General features: G+C 70.8%; 16 protein-coding genes. 8 read left to right on the forward strand and 8 right to left on the reverse strand.

Annotated elements, in window-relative coordinates:
• The first annotated feature begins 300 nt into the window (after window positions 1-300).
• Window positions 301-1,149, forward strand: a complete 849-nt coding sequence (locus ACZ60E_RS25285; RefSeq protein ID WP_469443267.1) for a helix-turn-helix domain-containing protein — start codon at window positions 301-303, stop codon at window positions 1,147-1,149.
• 420 nt (window positions 1,150-1,569) lie between these two features.
• Window positions 1,570-2,559, forward strand: a complete 990-nt coding sequence (locus ACZ60E_RS25290) for a hypothetical protein (protein ID WP_469443269.1) — start codon at window positions 1,570-1,572, stop codon at window positions 2,557-2,559.
• A 295-nt stretch (window positions 2,560-2,854) separates the two neighbouring features.
• Here ACZ60E_RS25290 and ACZ60E_RS25295 read toward each other — a convergent pair whose 3' ends face one another.
• Window positions 2,855-3,058: a hypothetical protein gene (locus tag ACZ60E_RS25295; protein WP_469443271.1), complete on the reverse strand. Its 204-nt coding sequence runs from the start codon at window positions 3,056-3,058 to the stop codon at window positions 2,855-2,857.
• Between the two features lie 349 nt (window positions 3,059-3,407).
• Here ACZ60E_RS25295 and ACZ60E_RS25300 point away from each other — a divergent pair, with 349 nt between their 5' ends.
• Window positions 3,408-5,507: an NPCBM/NEW2 domain-containing protein gene (locus ACZ60E_RS25300; protein ID WP_469443273.1), complete on the forward strand. Its 2,100-nt coding sequence runs from the start codon at window positions 3,408-3,410 to the stop codon at window positions 5,505-5,507.
• A 747-nt stretch (window positions 5,508-6,254) separates the two neighbouring features.
• On the opposite strand, the gene ACZ60E_RS25305 is transcribed toward ACZ60E_RS25300, so the two are convergent.
• Window positions 6,255-7,208, reverse strand: a complete 954-nt coding sequence (locus ACZ60E_RS25305) for an ROK family protein (protein WP_384799072.1) — start codon at window positions 7,206-7,208, stop codon at window positions 6,255-6,257.
• A gap of 218 nt (window positions 7,209-7,426) precedes the next feature.
• Here ACZ60E_RS25305 and ACZ60E_RS25310 point away from each other — a divergent pair, with 218 nt between their 5' ends.
• Window positions 7,427-8,464: a LacI family DNA-binding transcriptional regulator gene (locus ACZ60E_RS25310; protein ID WP_189773956.1), complete on the forward strand. Its 1,038-nt coding sequence runs from the start codon at window positions 7,427-7,429 to the stop codon at window positions 8,462-8,464.
• 3 nt (window positions 8,465-8,467) lie between these two features.
• Window positions 8,468-9,301 carry a hypothetical protein gene (locus tag ACZ60E_RS25315; protein WP_469443275.1) on the forward strand — a complete coding sequence of 278 codons (834 nt, stop codon included), beginning with the start codon at window positions 8,468-8,470 and terminating at the stop codon, window positions 9,299-9,301.
• Here the strand turns inward: ACZ60E_RS25315 and ACZ60E_RS25320 are convergent.
• Both ACZ60E_RS25320 and ACZ60E_RS25325 read right to left on the reverse strand, forming a co-directional pair.
• On the reverse strand, window positions 9,247-11,025 hold the full coding sequence (locus ACZ60E_RS25320; RefSeq protein ID WP_469443277.1) for a serine/threonine-protein kinase: 1,779 nt from the start codon (window positions 11,023-11,025) through the stop codon (window positions 9,247-9,249). The two genes, ACZ60E_RS25315 and ACZ60E_RS25320, sit on opposite strands and share 55 nt — an antisense overlap.
• A 100-nt stretch (window positions 11,026-11,125) precedes the next feature.
• Window positions 11,126-12,430, reverse strand: a complete 1,305-nt coding sequence (locus tag ACZ60E_RS25325; protein WP_469443279.1) for a DUF6986 family protein — start codon at window positions 12,428-12,430, stop codon at window positions 11,126-11,128.
• 277 nt (window positions 12,431-12,707) lie between these two features.
• Between ACZ60E_RS25325 and ACZ60E_RS25330 the strand changes: the two genes are divergently transcribed.
• Complete coding sequence (locus ACZ60E_RS25330; protein WP_469443281.1) at window positions 12,708-13,610, forward strand: endonuclease/exonuclease/phosphatase family protein; 903 nt, start codon at window positions 12,708-12,710, stop codon at window positions 13,608-13,610.
• A gap of 80 nt (window positions 13,611-13,690) precedes the next feature.
• Here the strand turns inward: ACZ60E_RS25330 and ACZ60E_RS25335 are convergent, their stop codons facing one another.
• The 4 genes from ACZ60E_RS25335 to ACZ60E_RS25350 all read right to left on the reverse strand — a co-directional run bounded on the left by ACZ60E_RS25335 (window position 13,691) and on the right by ACZ60E_RS25350 (window position 17,074).
• On the reverse strand, window positions 13,691-14,653 hold the full coding sequence (locus ACZ60E_RS25335; protein WP_384799086.1) for an electron transfer flavoprotein subunit alpha/FixB family protein: 963 nt from the start codon (window positions 14,651-14,653) through the stop codon (window positions 13,691-13,693).
• A 100-nt stretch (window positions 14,654-14,753) separates the two neighbouring features.
• Entirely contained in the window at window positions 14,754-15,539 is a 786-nt protein-coding gene (locus ACZ60E_RS25340) for an electron transfer flavoprotein subunit beta/FixA family protein (protein WP_384799089.1), read from the reverse strand.
• 271 nt (window positions 15,540-15,810) lie between these two features.
• The gene (locus ACZ60E_RS25345; RefSeq protein WP_384799092.1) at window positions 15,811-16,320 is read right to left on the reverse strand and encodes a flavin reductase family protein; all 510 of its coding nucleotides are present in this window, start codon (window positions 16,318-16,320) and stop codon (window positions 15,811-15,813) included.
• A gap of 331 nt (window positions 16,321-16,651) precedes the next feature.
• Window positions 16,652-17,074, reverse strand: a complete 423-nt coding sequence (locus ACZ60E_RS25350; protein ID WP_469443285.1) for a TlpA family protein disulfide reductase — start codon at window positions 17,072-17,074, stop codon at window positions 16,652-16,654.
• 74 nt (window positions 17,075-17,148) lie between these two features.
• Here ACZ60E_RS25350 and ACZ60E_RS25355 point away from each other — a divergent pair, with 74 nt between their 5' ends.
• The gene (locus tag ACZ60E_RS25355; RefSeq protein ID WP_385835022.1) at window positions 17,149-17,565 is read left to right on the forward strand and encodes a DUF4395 domain-containing protein; all 417 of its coding nucleotides are present in this window, start codon (window positions 17,149-17,151) and stop codon (window positions 17,563-17,565) included.
• Window positions 17,566-17,756: 191 nt separating this feature from the next.
• Window positions 17,757-18,485, forward strand: coding sequence for a lysophospholipid acyltransferase family protein (locus ACZ60E_RS25360; protein WP_384799104.1), 729 nt, complete (start codon window positions 17,757-17,759; stop codon window positions 18,483-18,485).
• The last annotated feature ends 55 nt before the right edge of the window (window positions 18,486-18,540 follow it).

An 18,540-nucleotide genomic window follows, 5' to 3' on the forward strand; every position in this document is an offset into this window, starting at 1 on the left:
GGTGCGAGACAATGGGGAATTGGGAATCTTCGTCTCAAACTGGCGGGCCGACGCAGATTACATCAGCGAGAAGCGGCTGCTACGTCCACCGGAGTGAAGACAACCTTCGGGAAATGGGTATCAAGGCAGGTGCGGACCGAGGCCGGCAATACCGATGGCTCTGATGGCCAGTCCCATTACCGGCTCTGTGTCTTGCTCATGACTCCATGGTGGGCCACCAGCAAGTAGCTATACAGGTACGCCTGAGGGTAGGAGCGTCTATACCAGGATGTCGGGCGCCGTCAGCGGCATGCTGGGCACATGGATCGTCTCGAACTCGCCCGTGTCCTCAAAGCCGCCCGGGCACGTATAGCACCTGCAGAGGTCGGTCTCACCGCTGGCCCCAGGCGGCGGGTCACCGGACTACGCCGCGAGGAAGTGGCCCTGCTCGCAGGAGTGAGCGTCGAGTACGTCGTCCGCCTTGAGCAAGGCCGAGGGTCGCGGCCTTCCACTCAGGTTCTCAACTCACTCAGCCAGGCCCTGCGATTGGAACCTGACGAACGCGATCAAGTCTTCCGCCTCGCCGGCAGCGCACCACCGCCCCTCGGAGGGATAGAGATGTCGATACGGCCCAGCGTGCTACGGCTGCTCCATCGACTCACGGACCTTCCCACCTTGGTCCTGTCAGCCAAAGGCGACGTCCTGGCGCAGAATCCAATGGCGTGCGCGCTTCTCGGCGACCTCAGCCAATGGCCCGAAGAACGCCGCAACATCATCTGGCAGCGGATCCTCGGCACCGGCTACGCGCGCATGGCATTCACTCCGGAAGAAGAGACGGCATGGACGCAGCAGTCGGTGAGCCTCCTGCGTACCGCGCACTCGCGCTACCCCGACGACCTGAGCCTCGGCAGACTCATAAAAGAGCTCACCTCTGGCAGTGACCGCTTCCGGACCATGTGGAACACCGGACGCTCGACAGTGCACCAATCGATGCACAAGACCATCGATCACCCCGAGGTGGGAAGCCTCGTCCTCGACTGCGACACGCTGTTGCTCCCGGACACCGACCAGACAATGATCGTCTTCTCCGCCGCAGCCAATACACGCGAAGCATCGGCACTCGACGTACTGCGGGTCATCGGTACGCAGCGGATGTCGCCGTTCCCCTAACGAACCAGCGTCCCGAGAACCCTGTGTCGAGGCTGCTAGCCCCGGCTCCTAGCTCTGGGACGCTACGACACCGAGGAACGGCTGCGGTACGTCGGGAAGACGACTGAGCCCTCCCCCGCCGACGCCCGTCAGTGCGCCGGCCAGCTCACCGCCACCGCGGGCTGGCGCACCGGCGAGGACGGCCCGCTCGTATTGGAGCGGGAGACGGGGATCTCCCACCCCCACATTCCGGCCCAGAGGCCGGAGTTCGACCGGATCTCCAAGAGCGTACGGGGGTGCCGGTCCGAATCGTGCGCGGAGGTGGGGGCACCAAGCGGTGGTCTCCAGGTGCTGGTTTGTACCGTGCGGTGGGTCCGGGAGTCGCGTGGCTCATTGGCGAGGCCAGGTCCGTTACCACACTTAGCGCGTAGAGTGCCGCGGGTGCCGAACGAAATGCACCGCCACTCGATCGACTGCTCTCCCGAGCGCCTTGCTCCGTGCGACGACGTCCACGACGCTTACCGACAGCTCGCCGACTGGACCGCCGAGGGCGGCGTGTACAAGCTGGCTTCCGGCGCGTTCTCCTCCGAGGCCCGCCGCCACTACCGCGCCTACGTGACCGCCTGGCTCAACTGGTGCGACCTCGACAGCGCACTGGACCCCTACACCTGCGCCCGCGCCCACATCGGCGTGTGGATCTCCGACATGCACGGGAACGACTCGCTGGCCACCCGCGCCGCGATGGCCTCCGCCGTCACGAGCTTCTACCAGCACCTGCTGAACCTGGGCATCGCCGACGGGGTCGACGCGGAACTCACCCGGGCCCGCCTCGTCGGGGCCCCCGTACCCGCCGACCCCAAGCGCACCGGGCTCAGGGGTGACGGCCCGATGTGGATACTGCAGGCCGCCGACCGACTGACCGGTCGCGACGCGCTGCGCGACCGGGCCCTGATCTACCTGCTGCTCAACGGCTACTTCGGGCACGAGAAGCTGCGCCCCGGCATGATCCGCGCCTTGGACCTGGAGGGCCGCGTCAACGAGGGCTTCCGCACCACCTGGAAGGTCCGACCCAAGAACGCGGAGGAGACCGCGACCACCAGCGTCACCATCAGCCACGACGCCGCCCGCGCGCTCGACGCCTACACCGGGCGCACCCCCGCCGGAACCTTCGAACCCGACCCGACGACCGGCCGCATCACCAACCCCGCCTACGGCACCTTCACTTCCCGAGGGGCCCTGCTGACGGGATCGGCGAACCGCGCCCGGGGCGCACGCCTGGCCCGCTCGGACACGATCAACCGGATCGTGCGCGCCGTGGTGGCCACGCACGAAGATCTGGCCACGTACGCCGACGTACTGAGCGCCGACTTCGTGGCCGCGACCCCGCCGCCGAGGCAGCGCCACGAGGCCATCAGCGAAGACCCGCCGTAGAGAGGACCCCCAAGGCGAGCTAGAGCGAGTGAAAGCTAAGTAAGGCCAGGTAGCGGGACCGGATAGAAGCAAATAGGAACGCTGACCGGGCTTTGGGGCACCGCAACCGTTGATCCAGGCGATCACGGCTCCCCCCTCTGCTGTGGGCCCCTGACGCTTGCCCGTTCCGCCCTGTCACGGAAGCCAGGTCCCGATGAGTGCGTGTTTGAGGGATCGAACACGCACGGAAGCCCGGCCCTCGGTGGGCCGGGCTTCGGGGTCGCGACAGGGCGCCGTACGGGCGAGAAGGGCCCGGTCAGCCTTCCTGCGCCGGGGAGTTGCCCTCCGTCGCCAGACTGCCGTCGCTGATCGTCTGGTCGACCGTGCTGAGGGTGTCCTGGACATCAAGCGTGCTGAGGCTGTTGAGGGCGTCACCGTCGAGGGAGTGGGACGGGGTGACGGCCGCCACCACGAAGCCGGTGGCGAGGGACGCGATGGCGAGCATGCTGCGCTTCTTCATGCCCCACTCAACTGCCGACCCGCCCAGGGGTCACGGTCGGGCTTCCCGAAACCCACGGTCAGCTCGTCGTCGAGTCCGCTGACATCCGATGTCCTGTTCTCGTCGTCGGGCGCCGTGCACCGGGTTGGCGTTGACCGTGCGGGGAAAATTCCGTTGGCGCAATTCAACACAACCGCACGTACGGTACGGGGCGCGCACTTCAAGACGCGTGGTCAAAGGATTTGACGGGATATCGAACAACCACGACCGCGCCCCTTCCACCACAGTGCAACAGGTCCTACCGTAAACGCGCACGGATGACGCGGACATGCGGACATCCAACCTTTCGCGAGTACGGAGGAACGTAACGATGCGTCACCTTCCCACCCGCACACCTCGCCGAAGAGTGGTCGGAGCACTGACCGCCGGACTGCTCGGCGCCTTGGGCCTGACCGGTACCTGGGGGACCGCCGGGCCGGTCACGACAGCCGGCGCCGCGACAGCACCGGCCGCGTCGGCATCGACCGCGCAGGTGTCGGCCTCGCCCGTGTCGGCCGCACCGGCCCCGGACGACGGGCTCGCCCTCACCCCGCCCATGGGCTTCAACAACTGGAACTCCACGCACTGCCGGGCGGAGTTCGACGAGGCGATGGTCAAGGGGATCGCGGACCTCTTCGTCGACAAGGGGCTCAAGGACGCCGGGTACGAGTACGTCAACCTCGACGACTGCTGGGCACTGCCCGCCCGTGACGCCGACGGCAAACTGGTGCCCGACCCCGTCCGCTTCCCCGGCGGGATCAAGGCGGTCGCGGACTATGTGCACGCCAAGGGGCTCAAGCTCGGCATCTACACCAGCGCGGGTACGAAGACCTGCAACGACGCGGGATTTCCCGGCGCGCTGGGCCACGAGTACAGCGACGCACGGCAGTTCGCGGACTGGGGTGTCGACTACCTGAAGTACGACAACTGCAACAACCAGGGTGTGGATGCCAAGCAGCGCTACACGACGATGCGGGACGCCCTGAAGGCCGCCTCGGAGACGACCGGCCGCCCCATCGTCTACAGCATCTGCGAATGGGGCGAGAACAAGCCCTGGGAGTGGGCGGCCGACGTCGGCCAGCTGTGGCGTACGACCGGGGACATCAGTGACAACTGGGGTTCGATGCTCTCGATCATGAAGCAGAACCTGCCGCTCGCGCAGTACGCCGGTCCCGGGCGGTGGAACGACCCCGACATGCTGGAGGTCGGCAACGGCGGGATGACGGCCACGGAGTACCGGACGCACTTCTCGATGTGGTCCGTCATGGCCGCGCCACTGCTCATCGGCTCCGACCTGCGGTCCGCGTCCGAGGAGACCTTCGGCATCATCGGCAACAAAGAGGTCATCGCGGTCGACCAGGACCCGCTCGGCAAGCAGGGCGCGGTGCTGTCCTCCGAGGGCGGTCGCTGGGTCGTCGCCAAGGAGATGAAGGACGGCAGCCGCGCGGTCGCCCTCTTCAACGAGACCGGCAGCCCGCAGCGCGTCGCCACCAGCGCGCAGGCCGTCGGACTGCCCGAGGCGGACGCCTACACCCTGCGCGATCTGTGGCAGCACAAGAGCTACAACACGGCAGGGACGATCGCGGCGACCGTCCCCGCCCACGGCACGGTCCTCGTCCGCGTCTCGGCCGACGGCCGGTGGGCCGTCAACCCGCCCGCCGTGGAACTCGGCGTGGACGGCAGCACGTTGACCGAGGCGGGCAGGGCGACCGCCCTGACGACGTCGGTCACCGATCTGGGCCGCACGCCCGCGCAGCGCGTCTCCGTCTCCGTGACCGGGCCCGAGGGGTGGCGGGTGAAGGCCGGCTCGCCGACCACGGCGGCGTCCCTGGCGACGGGGAGGGCGTTGCGTACGAGGTGGACGGTGACCGCGCCCGTCGGCACGCCCCCGGGGTCGTACGACGTGACGCTGAAGGCCATGTACCGCTCGCCCGGCGGAGTGCGGGCCGAGAGCATACTCCCGCTGACGGCGACCGTCGCGGTGGCGCCGCCGTCCGGCACGTCGAATCTCGGCGCGCTCCCCTCGCTGTCCGCGACCAACGGCTGGGGGCCCGTCGAGCGCGACACCAGCAACGGTGAGAGCGCGGCGGGCGACGGCGGTCCCCTCACGATCAACGGTGCCGTGTACGCCACCGGGCTCGGCGTCCATGCGGAGAGCGCCGTCGAGTTCTACGCGGGCGGGGCGTGCGAGAGCGTGAGCGTGGAGGTCGGCGTCGACGACGAGGAGGGCGCCGACGGGTCCGTCGCGTTCGAGATCTGGGCCGACGGTACGAAGGTGGCGTCCACCGGGGTCCTCACGAACGCGGACGCTGCGCGGGCGCTTGTCGCGGACGTGAGCGGGGCGAAGGTGGTGCGTCTGGTCGTCACGGACGGGGGTGACGGGATCACGTCGGACCATGGGGACTGGGGGGCGGCGCGACTCGTTTGCTGACGCTGGCCCCATGAGAGGTCCGGCGCCCGCTGGCCCTCGCCCCTGGGCTCCCCGGGGACGCGAGCCCGGCTCACCGGGAGGCCACCCGAGGCGTTGGCCTTCCGGGCGCCGGCCCGCCGTGACCGAGCGCGCAGGTCCGCCTCAACGGTTGGCCCTTCCACGGCGTGGCCTGGACGGATGCAGCAGTCCTCCGGGTGCCGGACCGTCGTGGCTGATCGCGCCGTTCCCCGCGCCCCTGGGCCCCACGGGGGTGAGGGCCTGTCTCAACGGCTGGCCCTTCCGAGGGGCGGCCTGGACGGGTGCGGCAGTCGTCCAGGTGCCGGACCGTCGTGGCTGGCCGCGCAGTTCCCCGCGCCCCTGGGTCCCTCGGGGGTGCGGGCCTGCCTCAACGGCTGGCCCTTCCGAGGCGCGGCCTGAACGGATGCGGCAGTCGTCCGAGTGCCAGCCCGTCGTGGCTGGCCGCGCCGTTCCCCGCGCCCCTTACGGGGCCCAGGTGCCGCACCCCTCACGAGCGCGAGCCCGGACGGCTGCCGCAGTCGTCCGAGTGCCAGCCCGTCGTGGCTGAGCGCGCAGTTCCCCGCGCCCCTGCGGGGCCCACGGCTCGCTTCGTCGCCCAGGCCCACCAATCGGAGCACCCCGCCCCCAACCCCCTAGGGGCGCGAGGAACTGCGCGACAAGCCCCCACCGGCCGTCACGTCACACATAGCCCCCGACCGGAGGCCCCCGCCCCGAAGAACAGCGGGCGGCTCAGCCGACAACGACCGTGCCGGTCGGCCGGAGGCTCAGTGCCGCCGATGCCGCGCCCACCAGACCCGCGTCCGTGCCCATCTGTGCCGGCGTCACCGTGAGCCGCTGTACGAACGACAGCGTCGCGTAGTCGCGCAGTGCGGCCCGCAGCGGTGCGAACAGCACCTCGCCCGCCTTGCCCACTCCCCCGCCGATCACCGCGATGTCGATCTCCACGAGGGTCGCGGTCGCCGCGATGCCCGCGGCCAGCGCCTGCGCGGCCCGTTCGAAGGAGGCCGTCGCGACCGGGTCACCGGCCCGCGCGGCAGCGGCCACGGCCGCCGCGGACGCGTCGCCCTCGGGACCCGGCTGCCAGCCGCCCTCGATGGCCCGGCGCGCGATGTTCGGCCCGCTGGCGATGCGCTCGACACACCCGCGCGACCCGCACGGACACAGGTCGCCGTCCAGGTCCACGCTGATGTGGCCGATGTGACCGGAGTTGCCCGTGGGCCCGGGATGCAGCTTCCCGCCGAGGACCAGCCCGCCACCGACACCGGTCGAGACGACCATGCACAGCGCGTTGTCATGGCCCCGGGCCGCCCCCTGCCAGTGCTCGGCCGCCGTGATCGCCACCCCGTCACCGATCAGCTCGACGGGCAGCCCGTCCGTCACGGCACGCACCCGCTCGACGAGAGGGAAGTCGCGCCAGCCGGGCACGTTCACCGGACTCACCGTGCCCGCCGAGGCGTCCACGGGCCCGGCGCTGCCGATCCCGACCGCCGTGACACTGCTCCACAGCGGCGAGGCGGTCAGCTCGCCGAGCACGGCCTCGACGGCCCGGATGACGATGTCGCCGTGCTCCTGCGCGGGCGTCGGCCGCTGGGCGCGGAGCAGGATCCGGCCGTGGCCGTCCACCAGCGCTCCGGCGATCTTGGTGCCGCCGATGTCGAGCGCGGCCACGAGGTCGGTGTGCATCAGTGTCAGTTCTCCCGATCGGATCCCGATGGACCATGAGGAAAGGGCAGGCCGGTCGCGCGGTGGGGAGAGCGGGCCGGAAAAGCGATGGACAGTCTCTCTCGCATCTGACAACGTTGTCCAGGCTCTATGCTCGACGCCACATCCCGATCCGGGTGCCCAACGAGCCCGTCAGGACCGACGCGGCCCCACAGGACTACAGGACAGGACAGCGCATCGTGGCCGAGACCGCCCGCCGAACCGAGAGCCGCTACGGCAACCGCCCGACGATGAAGGACGTCGCCGCGCGTGCCGGGGTCGGCCTGAAGACGGTATCGCGTGTAGTCAACGGCGAGCCCGGAGTCACCCCCGACACCGAGCGCCGGGTCCAGGAGGCCATCGACGCACTGGGCTTCCGCCGCAACGACAGCGCACGCGTGCTCCGCAAGGGCCGCACCGCCAGCATCGGCCTGGTCCTGGAGGACCTGGCGGACCCGTTCTACGGCCCGCTGAGCCGCGCGGTGGAAGAGGTGGCCCGCGCCCACGGCGCCCTGCTCATCAACGGCTCCAGTGCCGAGGACCCGGACCGCGAGCAGGAACTGGTCCTCGCACTCTGCGCGCGCCGCGTGGACGGGCTGGTCGTCATCCCGGCCGGAGACGACCACCGCTATCTGGAGCCCGAGATAAAGGCGGGCGTCGCCACGGTGTTCGTGGACCGCCCCGCCGGGCAGATCGACGCGGACGTGGTGCTCTCCGACAGCTTCGGCGGCGCGCGCGACGGCGTCGCGCATCTCATCGCGCACGGCCACCGCCGGATCGGGTTCATCGGGGACATGCCCCGCATCCACACCGCCGCCGAGCGCCTGCGCGGCTATCGCGCCGCGATGGAGGACGCCGGCATCCCGGTGGAGCCCGACTGGATGTCCCTGGGCGTCACCGGCCCGGAGCGGGTCCGTCTGGCGGCCGAGACGATGCTCTCGGGCTCCTCCCCCGTGACCGCGGTCTTCGCGGGCAACAACCGGGTGACGGTCACGGTGGTACGCGTCATCGCCGAGCGCGCCCGCCCGGTCGCCCTGGTCGGTTTCGACGACATCGAGCTCGCCGACCTCCTCCAGCCCGGGGTCACCGTGGTCGCCCAGGACGCCGCCCAGCTCGGCCGTACCGCCGCCGACCGTCTCTTCCGCCAGCTCGACGGCTCCCTCGTGCTGCCCGAGCGCATCGAACTCCCGACGCGTCTGATCACCCGCGGCTCGGGTGAACTGCCGCCCGCCGCCTGATACATGGGAGAGCCCCGGCACCGCTCCGCCGACCGCACGCTCGAAGCACTCGGCCTGGCCGTGGCGCCGCGCGAGGACCCGCTGGTCTATCCCGGCGCCTGGCCCGCGGAGTCGGGGCTCCTCGACGGGGACCGGCTGCTGCCCCTGACCCGGCGCACGTTCCCGGGCCGGGTGCCCGTCCTCGCGGTCGGCTCGAACGCCTCCCCCGCCCAGCTCCGGCACAAGATGCGCCAGTACGAGCTGTCGTCCCCGATCCCCCTGGTGAAGGCGCGGGTCACCGGGCTGGAGGTCGGTGTGTCGGCGCACGTCAGTGCCCTGGGATACGTGTCGGCCTCGCCCTTTCGCGCCCCCGGGCACACCCGGGAGCTGTTCCTCACCTGGCTGGACCCGGCGCAGCTGGCCGCGATCGACGCGAGCGAGGGAGTCACGAGGCCGTCGGGTGCGTACGATCGCGTGCTGCTGCCCTCGGCCGGTTTCCGCGTCGAGCCGGAGCCGGGCGGGGCGGGTGAGCCGGGTGGAGCGCTCGACGGCGTCCACCTCTATGTGAACCGTCACGGTGTCCTCCAGGACGGGAACGGCACTCCGCGCGCACACCCCGGCGAGCGCCGGCTGCTCACCGAACTCCTTGCGGAGTCAGCGGGGTTGAGGAAGCTGTTCGGGTCCACGCCCGAGGAGTTCTGCTCCCGGGCGCGCGGCGACCTGCGGCTCTGCGCCGAGGGGACCCGGCTCTTCGCCCGGGAGGGGCGCACGACGGCTTCCGGCCTGGAGAAGTACGTACGCGGTCAGCAGACGGGCAGTCCGGGCACCGGTGCGTCGTTGTCGCCGCCCTGGACGTAGACGTCGCTGACCCAGACGCCGGTGTTGCCGCTGTCGTCGTCGGTCTTCGCCCACCAGGTGTTCGTCCACCTCCCGGAGGTCTCGCGGCGGCCGAGGTCCTGCTGGCAGTAGAAGTAGTTGGTGCCGGCGTTGAGGGTGCCCGCCCGCGCGCCCGCGGCGGTGTACGATGCCGCGGTCTTCCAGACCTGGCAGTTGTACTTGCCGCCTCCGATGGCATGGCAGACAGGTGCGGCGCTCTCGGTCTCCCCGCCGCCCGAACTCCCGGCCGTGGTACCGCCCTTGGTGGCTCCGGAGGAGGGAGCGGGTGTCCTGTCCGTCGGTCCGGTGTCGTCGGTGCGGTCGGTGTCCCCGGTGGGGTCCTGCCTGTCGCCCGGGGTCGACGACTCCTTCTTGTCGCCCTGTCCCGTGGGCTTCTTCTTGTCGTCCGTCAGGTCGACCGAGCCGCGGGTGGCGCCCGGGGAGGCGGTGCCGTCCGCGTCCCGGGCGGCCCCGGTCCTGGCTGCCGACCCGCCCTCGTCCGAGTCCGTCAGGTGGGCGACGATGACACCGGTCGAGGCCAGCACGACGGCGACGGCCGCGCCGACGAGCAGGACGCGGCCTCTACGGCGCCGAGGAGCGGCGGGCCCGGCCGGCTCGGGCGTCACCGGGGTGGCTGGAGTGACTGGGGTGACCTGCACGGCCGGGGCTGCCGGGGTGGCCGACTGCGGCGTCGGCTGCGGCATCGGCAGGGGCGGTCCGAACCCCGGCGGTATCACCGGCACGCTCCGCTCGGTCGCCTCCCGTGCCGGGGGCGCGGGCGCCCTCAGCCCGCGTGTCGCCGAGTCCTGGTCGGTAGCCGTCGCCACCGCCTCCAGGAGCTCGCTCGCGCGGCCCGCCGCCGGGCGGGACTCGGGCTGCTTGTGCATCAGCTGCTGCAGGACGGGCCCGAGCGGTCCGGCCCGTCGCGGTGCGGGCAGTGGTTCGACGACGATCGCCGTGAGCGTGGACCACGTGGACGTGCGGCGGAAGGGCGAGGAGCCCTCGACGGCCGCGTAGAGCGTGGCGCCGAGCGCCCAGATGTCGGAGGCGGGGCCCGGCTCGTACCCCTGGGCCCGTTCGGGTGCCAGGTAGTCCAGGGAGCCGACCAGTTCGCCGCTGCGCGTGAGATGCGCGGTGGAGCCGTCGCCGGGGTCCTCCATCGTGGCGATGCCGAAGTCCGTGAGGACGACCCGTCCCGAGCGGTCGAGCAGGATGTTGCCCGGTTTCACGTCGCGGTGCAGGACTCCCGCCCGGTGGGCCGCGGCGAGCGCGTCCATGACCTTCGCGCCGATCCCGGCGGCCTCGCGGGCGTCGATCGTGCCGCGCTCGCGCAGGACGTCGTCCAGGGACGGCCCGTCCACCAGTTCCATGACGATCAGCGGGCGGCCGTCGATCTCCGCCACGTCGTGGACGGCGATCACTCCGGGGTGGCGCACCCGGGCCGCCGCGCGGGCCTCGCGCTGCATCCGCAGCCCCAGGTCGGCGAGTTCGGGTCCGTCGGCGTCCGTGTAGGTGCGCAGTTCCTTGACGGCCACCTCACGGCCGAGCACCTCGTCGCGGGCCCGCCAGACCACGCCCATTCCGCCGCGGCCCAGTGGGGCCACGACGCGGTAGCGGCCGGCCAGGAGCCGCCCGGTCCCGTCGGGCTGTCCGCTCTCCCCGGGCGTGGCCCGCTCCCCCGGCTGCTGGTTCTCCCCCGCCGACACCGCTGCCCCGTTCCTGCCTGTGACACGTCAATGAAGTGCCGCCCAGCGTACGGGGCGAAGGAGAGCGTGAGGGCCCGGGGCAGCGGCTGTGACAGGGCCGCTACTTGGCCGAGACAGTGAGGTCCGCCCGCCTCGGTACCGCGAAGCCCTCCAGGTCCGTGCGCGTGAGCCCGGTGGCTCGTGCCACCTCCGCGATGTCGAGGGCGCCGCAGTCCAGGCCGCGCAGCAGATAGCCGCTGAGGGCCTTGGCGGTGGCGGGCTCGTCCATGACGTCTCCGCCGGCGCGGTTGGCGTACGCGACGAGGCGGGCGGCGGCCTGCTCGAACCCCTCGCGGTAGAAGGCGAACACGGCCGCGTACCGGGTCGGCAGGTGTCCGGGGTGCATGTCCCAGCCCTGGTAGTAGGCGAGGGCGAGGGCGCGGCGGGTGAGGCCGAAGTGCAGGCGCCAGGCGTCGTGGACCTTCGCCGTCGGCCCGACCGGCAGCACGTTGGTGGAGCCGTCCGAGACCCGTACGCCGGTACCGGCGGCCGCGACCTGCATGATCGCCTTGGCGTGGTCGGCGGCCGGGTGGTCGCTGGCCTGGTACGCGGCGGAGACGCCGAGGCAGGCGCTGTAGTCGAAGGTGCCGTAGTGCAGTCCGGTGGCGCGGCCCTCGGCGGCCTGGATCATCCGGGCGACGGTCGCGGTGCCGTCGGTGGCGAGGATGGACTGGCTCGTCTCGATCTGGATCTCGAACCCGATCCGGCCCCGCTCGAGCCCGTGGGCCTTCTCGAACTCCTCCAGGAGCCGCACCATCGCGGTGACCTGCTCCGCGTACGTGACCTTCGGCAGGGTGAGCACCAGTCCGGCGGGCAGTCCGCCGGACTCCATCAGGCCGGTGAGGAAGATGTCCAGCGTGCGGATGCCCCGGTCGCGGACCGGCGCCTCCATGCACTTCATCCGGATGCCCATGTAGGGGGCCGCCGTGCCGTCCTGGTAGGCCTGGGAGATCAGCCGGGCGGCGCGGGCGGCGGCCTCGTCCTCCTCGGCGTCGGGACGCGGCCCGTAGCCGTCCTCGAAGTCGACGCGCAGGTCTTCGATCGGCTCGCGCTCCAGTTTGGCGCGTACTCGGGCGTGCACGGGCTCCGCGAGGTCGTCGGAGAGGCCGAGGACGGCGGCGAGGGAGTCCGCGTCGGGTGCGTGCCGGTCGAGGGCGGCGAGGGCCTGGTCGCCCCAGGAGCGGACGGTGTCCGCGGCGAAGGCGTCGCCCGGGACGTACACGGTGTGGACGGGCTGGCGGGTGCCGGGGTCTCCGGGGTAGCGGCGCTCCAACTCGGCGTCGACCGGGGCGAGGGAGGCGCTGATCTCCTCGCTGACGGCGCCGGCGAGGCTCGTCGTCACCTTCTCCTGCTGACCCTGACCCATTCCACACCCTCCTGTTTTCCGCTCAGCGGAATCAACAATCCGTAGAGCGAAGTTATCCGCGACCTTCCGGCTGGTCAACACCCTCATTGCACCCCTCTTGCCCGGTGATCCTCCCCCGGGCCCCTCCCGGAACACCTGCGGACTTCCCCCGGGGTCCATCCGGGCATCTCGACATGTTCACGCCCAACTTCGAGACTGCAAGGCGCACGACCCGACCGGCATCCGTCGCAGAACGGTCCGCACCACAGACCGGCACTGGCCACAGAAGGAGCATCCCGTGCCCCGTCACAGCCGAGTCACGCGCCGCCTGGGACTCAAGACCGCGCTCGCCGCCGCGGTCGCCCTGCCCCTGTCCAGTACGGCGCTCTCCAGGTCGTCCGCCTCGGCGGCGGACCGCCACGGCCGCCTGGAGGTCATGTCCTTCAACCTGCGCTACGCGAGCACCGCCGAACCCCACAGCTGGGCCGTCCGCCGTCCCGTCACCCGTGAACTGCTGCGCCGGGAGCGACCGCACGTCCTCGGCACCCAGGAGGGCCTGTACCAGCAGGTGCGCGACATCGCCACGGATCTCGGCGGGCACTACGAGTGGATCGGCACGGGCCGCGCGGGCGGCAGCCGGGACGAGTTCATGACGGTCTTCTACGACACCCGCAGACTCGCCCCGGTGGAGTACGACCACTTCTGGCTCTCGGACACGCCCGCCGTGATCGGCTCGAACACCTGGGGCGGCGGCTCCATCCGCATGGTGACCTGGGTCCGCTTCCGGGATCTGCGGGACGGGCAGCGGGAGTTCTACTTCCTCAACACCCACCTGGACAACGCCAGTCAGAACGCACGCGCGCGTGCCGCAGCCCTGATCACCGAACGGATCGCGGGGCTCGACCGCTCCCTGCCGCTGGTGGTGACCGGCGACTTCAATGTGGCCGCCCACAAGAACCCGGTCTACGACACGATGCTGGGCGCCGGCCTCGTCGACACCTGGGAGTCGGCGGCCGAGCGGAGTGACCTGTACGCCACGTTCCACGGCTACCGCCCGCTGACCCCGGACGGCGACCGCATCGACTGGATCCTCGCCTCGCCCGGGATCGGCGCGCACCGGGCGTCGATCAACACCTTCTCCCTGGACGGGCAGTTCCCGAGCGACCATCTGCCCGTCCAGGCGTCCCTGACCCTGGGCTGAGCAGGGCCCCGAACGCCGTGAGGCCCCCTCGACCGTGTCGGTCGAGGGGGCCTCACACGAGGATCACGCGAGGAGAGCGATCAGCCCTTGCGGGACTTGATCTCCTCGGTGAGCTGCGGGACGACCTCGAAGAGGTCGCCGACCACGCCGTAGTCGACCAGGTCGAAGATCGGGGCCTCGGCGTCCTTGTTGACCGCCACGATCGTCTTCGACGTCTGCATGCCGGCGCGGTGCTGGATGGCGCCGGAGATGCCGTTGGCGATGTACAGCTGCGGGGACACGGACTTGCCGGTCTGGCCGACCTGGTTGGTGTGCGGGTACCAGCCGGCGTCCACGGCGGCGCGCGAGGCGCCCACGGCCGCGCCGAGGGAGTCGGCGAGCGCCTCGATGATCGAGAAGTTCTCGCTGCCGTTGACGCCACGGCCGCCGGAGACCACGATCGCGGCCTCGGTCAGCTCCGGGCGGCCGGTCGACTCGCGCGGGGTGCGGCCGGTCACCTTGGTGCCGGTGGCCTGCGCGGAGAAGGTCACCGACAGCGCCTCGACGGTGCCGGCGGCCGGGGCGGCCTCGACGGGGGCCGAGTTGGGCTTGACGGTGATGACCGGGGTGCCCTTGGAGACCCGGGTCTTCGTGGAGTACGAGGCGGCGAACACCGACTGGGTGGCGACCGGGCCCTTGTCGTCGGCCTCGACGTCGACGGCGTCGGTGATGACACCGGCGCCGATGCGCAGCGCGAGACGGGCGGCGATCTCTTTGGCCTCGGCGGACGAGGGGACCAGCACGGCGGCCGGGGAGACAGCCTCGACGGCGGCCTGCAGCGCGTCCACCTTCGGGACGACGAGGTAGTCGGCGTACTCGGCGGCCTCGTCGGTGAGCACCTTGACGGCGCCGTGCTCGGCGAGCGTGGCGGCGGTGTTCGCGGCGCCGGCGCCGAGCGCGACGGCGACCGGGTCGCCGATGCGGCGGGCCAGCGTCAGCAGTTCCAGGGTGGGCTTGCGGACGGCGCCGTCCACGTGGTCGACGTAGACGAGAACTTCAGCCATGGGACTTCTTCTCTCCTGCTTGCGAAAGATGAGGGGCGGGCGGCAACGACTGGGCTCAGATGCTGCGTCGGCCCGGGGGACGACCCCCGGACCCCAGCCGTTAAATGAACTTCTGGCCCACGAGGAACTCGGCGAGCTGCTTGCCGCCCTCGCCCTCGTCCTTGACGATCGTGCCCGCGGTGCGCGCGGGGCGCTCGGTGGCCGAGTCGACCGTGGTCCAGGAGCCGTCGAGACCGACCTCGTCGGCCTCGATCTCCAGGTCTTCGAGGTCCCAGGACTGAACGGGCTTCTTCTTGGCGGCCATGATGCCCTTGAAGGACGGGTAACGCGCCTCGCCCGACTGGTCGGTGACCGACACGACGGCGGGCAGCGAGGCCTCGAGCTGCTCGGAGGCGGTGTCGCCGTCCCGGCGGCCCTTGACGACGCCGTCCGCGACCGTGACCTCGGACAGCAGCGTGACCTGCGGGACGCCCAGGCGCTCGGCGACCAGCGCCGGGAGCACGCCCATGGTGCCGTCGGTGGAGGCCATGCCGGAGATGACCAGGTCGTAGCCGGCCTTCTCGATCGCCTTGGCCAGCACCAGCGAGGTGCCGATCGCGTCGGTGCCGTGCAGATCGTCGTCCTCGACGTGGATGGCCTTGTCCGCGCCCATGGACAGCGCCTTGCGCAGCGCGTCCTTCGCGTCCTCGGGGCCCACGGTCAGCACGGTGATCTCCGCGTCGTCCGCTTCGTCGGCGATCTGCAGGGCCTGCTCGACCGCGTACTCGTCGAGCTCCGACAGCAGGCCGTCCACGTCGTCACGGTCGACGGTCAGGTCCTCGGCGAAGTGCCGGTCGCCAGTGGCGTCGGGCACGTACTTAACAGTGACAACGATCCTCAAGCTCACGCCGGCTCTCCTACTGCATCGTCTTTTCTGGGCTGCCTGCCTACGGGCAGCATAGGCGCCTGAAGCAGCCGTTCCCGGTGGGGGCGACCCGCGCTCCGAGCGAAATATTACTCGCCAGTACGCGCTTCTACGCTCCCGTAGCTGGTTCCCTCTAAGCAAGCGCTTTGAACTGTGACCTTCGCAACGCAGCGTAATCGGAACTCGACGTGCTCGCAGACGGGGGGCGGACGGGGTGGGCCGTGGCGGCCCGGCGCACCCGCCCCCGAGCGCGCTATTCCCGCAGCGCGTTGAAGCGCCCCTGGTGGTACAGCAGGGGGCGGCCGGCACCGGCGGGGTCCCCGAGCACCACCTCGGCCAGGACGACGCGGTGGTCCCCCGCGGGAACGCGGGTGACGACCCGGCACACGAGCCAGGCGAGGACGTCGTCGAGCACGGGAACGCCCTCGGGCCCCTCCCGCCAGGCGGTGGGCCCGCCGAAGCGGTCGGCGCCGCTGCGGGCGAAGGTGGCGGCCAGTTCCTGCTGGTGCTCGCCGAGCACATGGACGCCCACGTGGTCCGTCCGGGAGATGGCCGGCCAGCTGGAGGCGCCGGTGCCGATGCCGAAGGAGATCAGCGGGGGCTCGGCGGACACGGAGGCGAGCGAGGTCGCGGTGAAGCCGACGGGGCCCTCTTCGCCGCGTGCGGTGATCACGGCGACTCCGGCCGCGTGCTGGCGGAAGACGGAGCGGAGCAGGTCCGGGGAGGCGAGTCGGGAGGTACGGAGATCGGGCGTGGCCGTCATGGAGTTGTCCTTCTGCGCGAGGCCGGCGGCGGGGGTCCTGGGCTGCTCAGCAGCCCGGACAGCGCCCGCCCGCACCGCGGACGAGGGCCGCGGTCCGAAGGCGTGCACGCTCGAAGCGCGCGAGGCGCTCGCAAGGAAGGAGTTCCGTGGGCATACGGTCAGACTGACGATAGGTGGCTGATGCAGTCAAGTACGTCCCGGCATGTGGGAGATGCGTCACCGAGGGCCTCCAGCCTCATGATCAGGGGCTTTTGGATGATCAGGGTGTTCCGAATGATCAGGTCTTCGCGGATGGCCGGATGATTGCGGATGATCAGGTGGTTGCGGTTGATCAGGTGGTGCCGACCGCCTCACCGAGCGCGGCGATCACGTCCGCCTTGCGCGGCTGTCCGGTGGCGCGGCGCACGATGTGACCGTCGGCGTCGAGGACGAGCACGGTCGGCGTCTTGAGGATCTCCAGTTCGCGGACGAGTCCGAGACGGCTCTCGGCGTCGATCTCGATGTGCCGTATGCCCGGAACCAGTTCGGCGACCTCACCGAGCACTCTGCGGGTCGCCCTGCAGGGTGCGCAGAAGGCACTGGAGAACTGGACGAGGGTGGCCCGCTCGCCGAGGTCCTCGCCCAACTCGGCCGCGCCCAGCCGTTTTCCGCCGTCCCGCCCACGCACTCTGACTCTCCCGCTCCGACGTCGGTTCAGCACTCCGTAGGCGCTCGCCAGGGCGAGCACCACCACACACACCGCAAGTCCGGTCATCCCCGGCTTCAGCGTTCACGAGGCTGCAAAGATTCCCGCGCCCGGGGGCGTGATCCCTGCGGAATACTTGATTCATGAACATCGATGCACGTGGGCCGCGTTTCGGAGCGGTCGTGACCACCGTGGTCCTGGCGGTCGTACTGATCACCGGCAGCGCCTGGCTGCTGGCCTGGCAGACGCTGGCGTTCGCCCTCGGCGCGGCGGGCGGCGTGGGCCGTTCCCCGTACGGCCTGCTGTTCCGGTACGCCGTCCGTCCGCGGATCGCGCCGCCGACGGAGTTCGAGGCGCCCGAGCCGCCGCGGTTCGCGCAGGCGGTCGGATTCGCGTTCGCCGCGATCGGTCTCCTCGGCTACACGGTGGGCCCCGAGTGGCTGGGACTCGCCGCGACCGGGGCGGCGCTCGCGGCGGCGTTTCTCAACGCGGCGTTCGGGTATTGCCTCGGGTGCGAGATGTACCTGCTCGTACGGCGAGTGGCGGTTCGCGCGGAGTAAAGGCCACGTAAAACGCCGAGGTGGATCAAGGGGTGACGTGACGAGGATCTCGCCAATCTCAGGCACCAGGACTGGTCACTCGTCCGTTCTTCGGGCACGATCTGCGCAATGCCGTAAACCTACGGCAGCGTAAGTTTCCCGCCGGGAGCACCCCTTCCCAGGCAGAACAGAGAGAAGGGTCCACTCCGTTCATGGCTGAGCTTGTCTACCGTCCCGCCATCGGTCTCGCCCAGACGTTGTTCAAGGCCTGGGACCTGAAGATCGATCTCAAGGGGACGGAGAACATCCCGCGCACGGGCGGTGCGGTGCTGGTGAGCAACCACATCAGCTATCTCGACTTCATCTTCGACGGTCTCGCCGCCCTGCCCCAGAAGCGCCTTGTCCGTTTCATGGCCAAGGAGTCGGTGTTCCGGCACAAAATCTCCGGCCCCCTGATGCGCAACATGAAGCACATCCCGGTGGACCGCAAGCAGGGAGAGACGGCGTACGCCCACGCGCTGGCCTCGCTGCGCTCCGGTGAAATCGTCGGCGTCTTCCCCGAGGCCACGATCTCCCAGTCCTTCACACTGAAGAGCTTCAAGTCGGGCGCCGCGCGCATGGCCCAGGAGGCGGGCGTCCCGCTGATCCCGATGGCCGTGTGGGGTACGCAGCGGCTGTGGACCAAGGGCCACCCGCGCAACTTCAAGCGCAGCCACACCCCGATCACCATCCGGGTCGGCGAGGCGATCGAGGCCTCCCGCGACAAGTACGCGGGCGCGATCACCCGTCAGGTGCGCGAGCGCGTGCAGGAGCTCCTGGAAGCCGCGCAGCGCGCCTATCCCGTACGCCCCAAGGGCCCGGACGACACCTGGTGGATGCCGGCGCACCTGGGCGGCACGGCACCGACCCCCGAAGAAGTGAAGGCCTCCGAGGCCCGCTGAGCGCACGGCGCTCCGTGGAGGGGCAGAAGGACCGTCCGCAGGCCCGTCGGCCTGC

It is taken from the genome of Streptomyces sp. NPDC102514 (assembly GCF_055584525.1).

Excerpts from the sequence above, each read along its gene's own strand:
- ACZ60E_RS25315 (WP_469443275.1), top strand. The coding sequence starts at position 8,468 with ATGGGAGAGCCCCGGCACCGCTCCGCCGACCGCACGCTCGAAGCACTC.
- ACZ60E_RS25295 (WP_469443271.1), bottom strand. The coding sequence starts at position 3,058 with ATGAAGAAGCGCAGCATGCTCGCCATCGCGTCCCTCGCCACCGGCTTC.
- ACZ60E_RS25335 (WP_384799086.1), bottom strand. The coding sequence starts at position 14,653 with ATGGCTGAAGTTCTCGTCTACGTCGACCACGTGGACGGCGCCGTCCGC.
- ACZ60E_RS25305 (WP_384799072.1), bottom strand. The coding sequence starts at position 7,208 with ATGCACACCGACCTCGTGGCCGCGCTCGACATCGGCGGCACCAAGATC.
- ACZ60E_RS25350 (WP_469443285.1), bottom strand. The coding sequence starts at position 17,074 with ATGACCGGACTTGCGGTGTGTGTGGTGGTGCTCGCCCTGGCGAGCGCC.
- ACZ60E_RS25285 (WP_469443267.1), top strand. The coding sequence starts at position 301 with ATGGATCGTCTCGAACTCGCCCGTGTCCTCAAAGCCGCCCGGGCACGT.
- ACZ60E_RS25360 (WP_384799104.1), top strand. The coding sequence starts at position 17,757 with ATGGCTGAGCTTGTCTACCGTCCCGCCATCGGTCTCGCCCAGACGTTG.
- ACZ60E_RS25355 (WP_385835022.1), top strand. The coding sequence starts at position 17,149 with ATGAACATCGATGCACGTGGGCCGCGTTTCGGAGCGGTCGTGACCACC.
- ACZ60E_RS25345 (WP_384799092.1), bottom strand. The coding sequence starts at position 16,320 with ATGACGGCCACGCCCGATCTCCGTACCTCCCGACTCGCCTCCCCGGAC.
- ACZ60E_RS25300 (WP_469443273.1), top strand. The coding sequence starts at position 3,408 with ATGCGTCACCTTCCCACCCGCACACCTCGCCGAAGAGTGGTCGGAGCA.
- ACZ60E_RS25325 (WP_469443279.1), bottom strand. The coding sequence starts at position 12,430 with ATGGGTCAGGGTCAGCAGGAGAAGGTGACGACGAGCCTCGCCGGCGCC.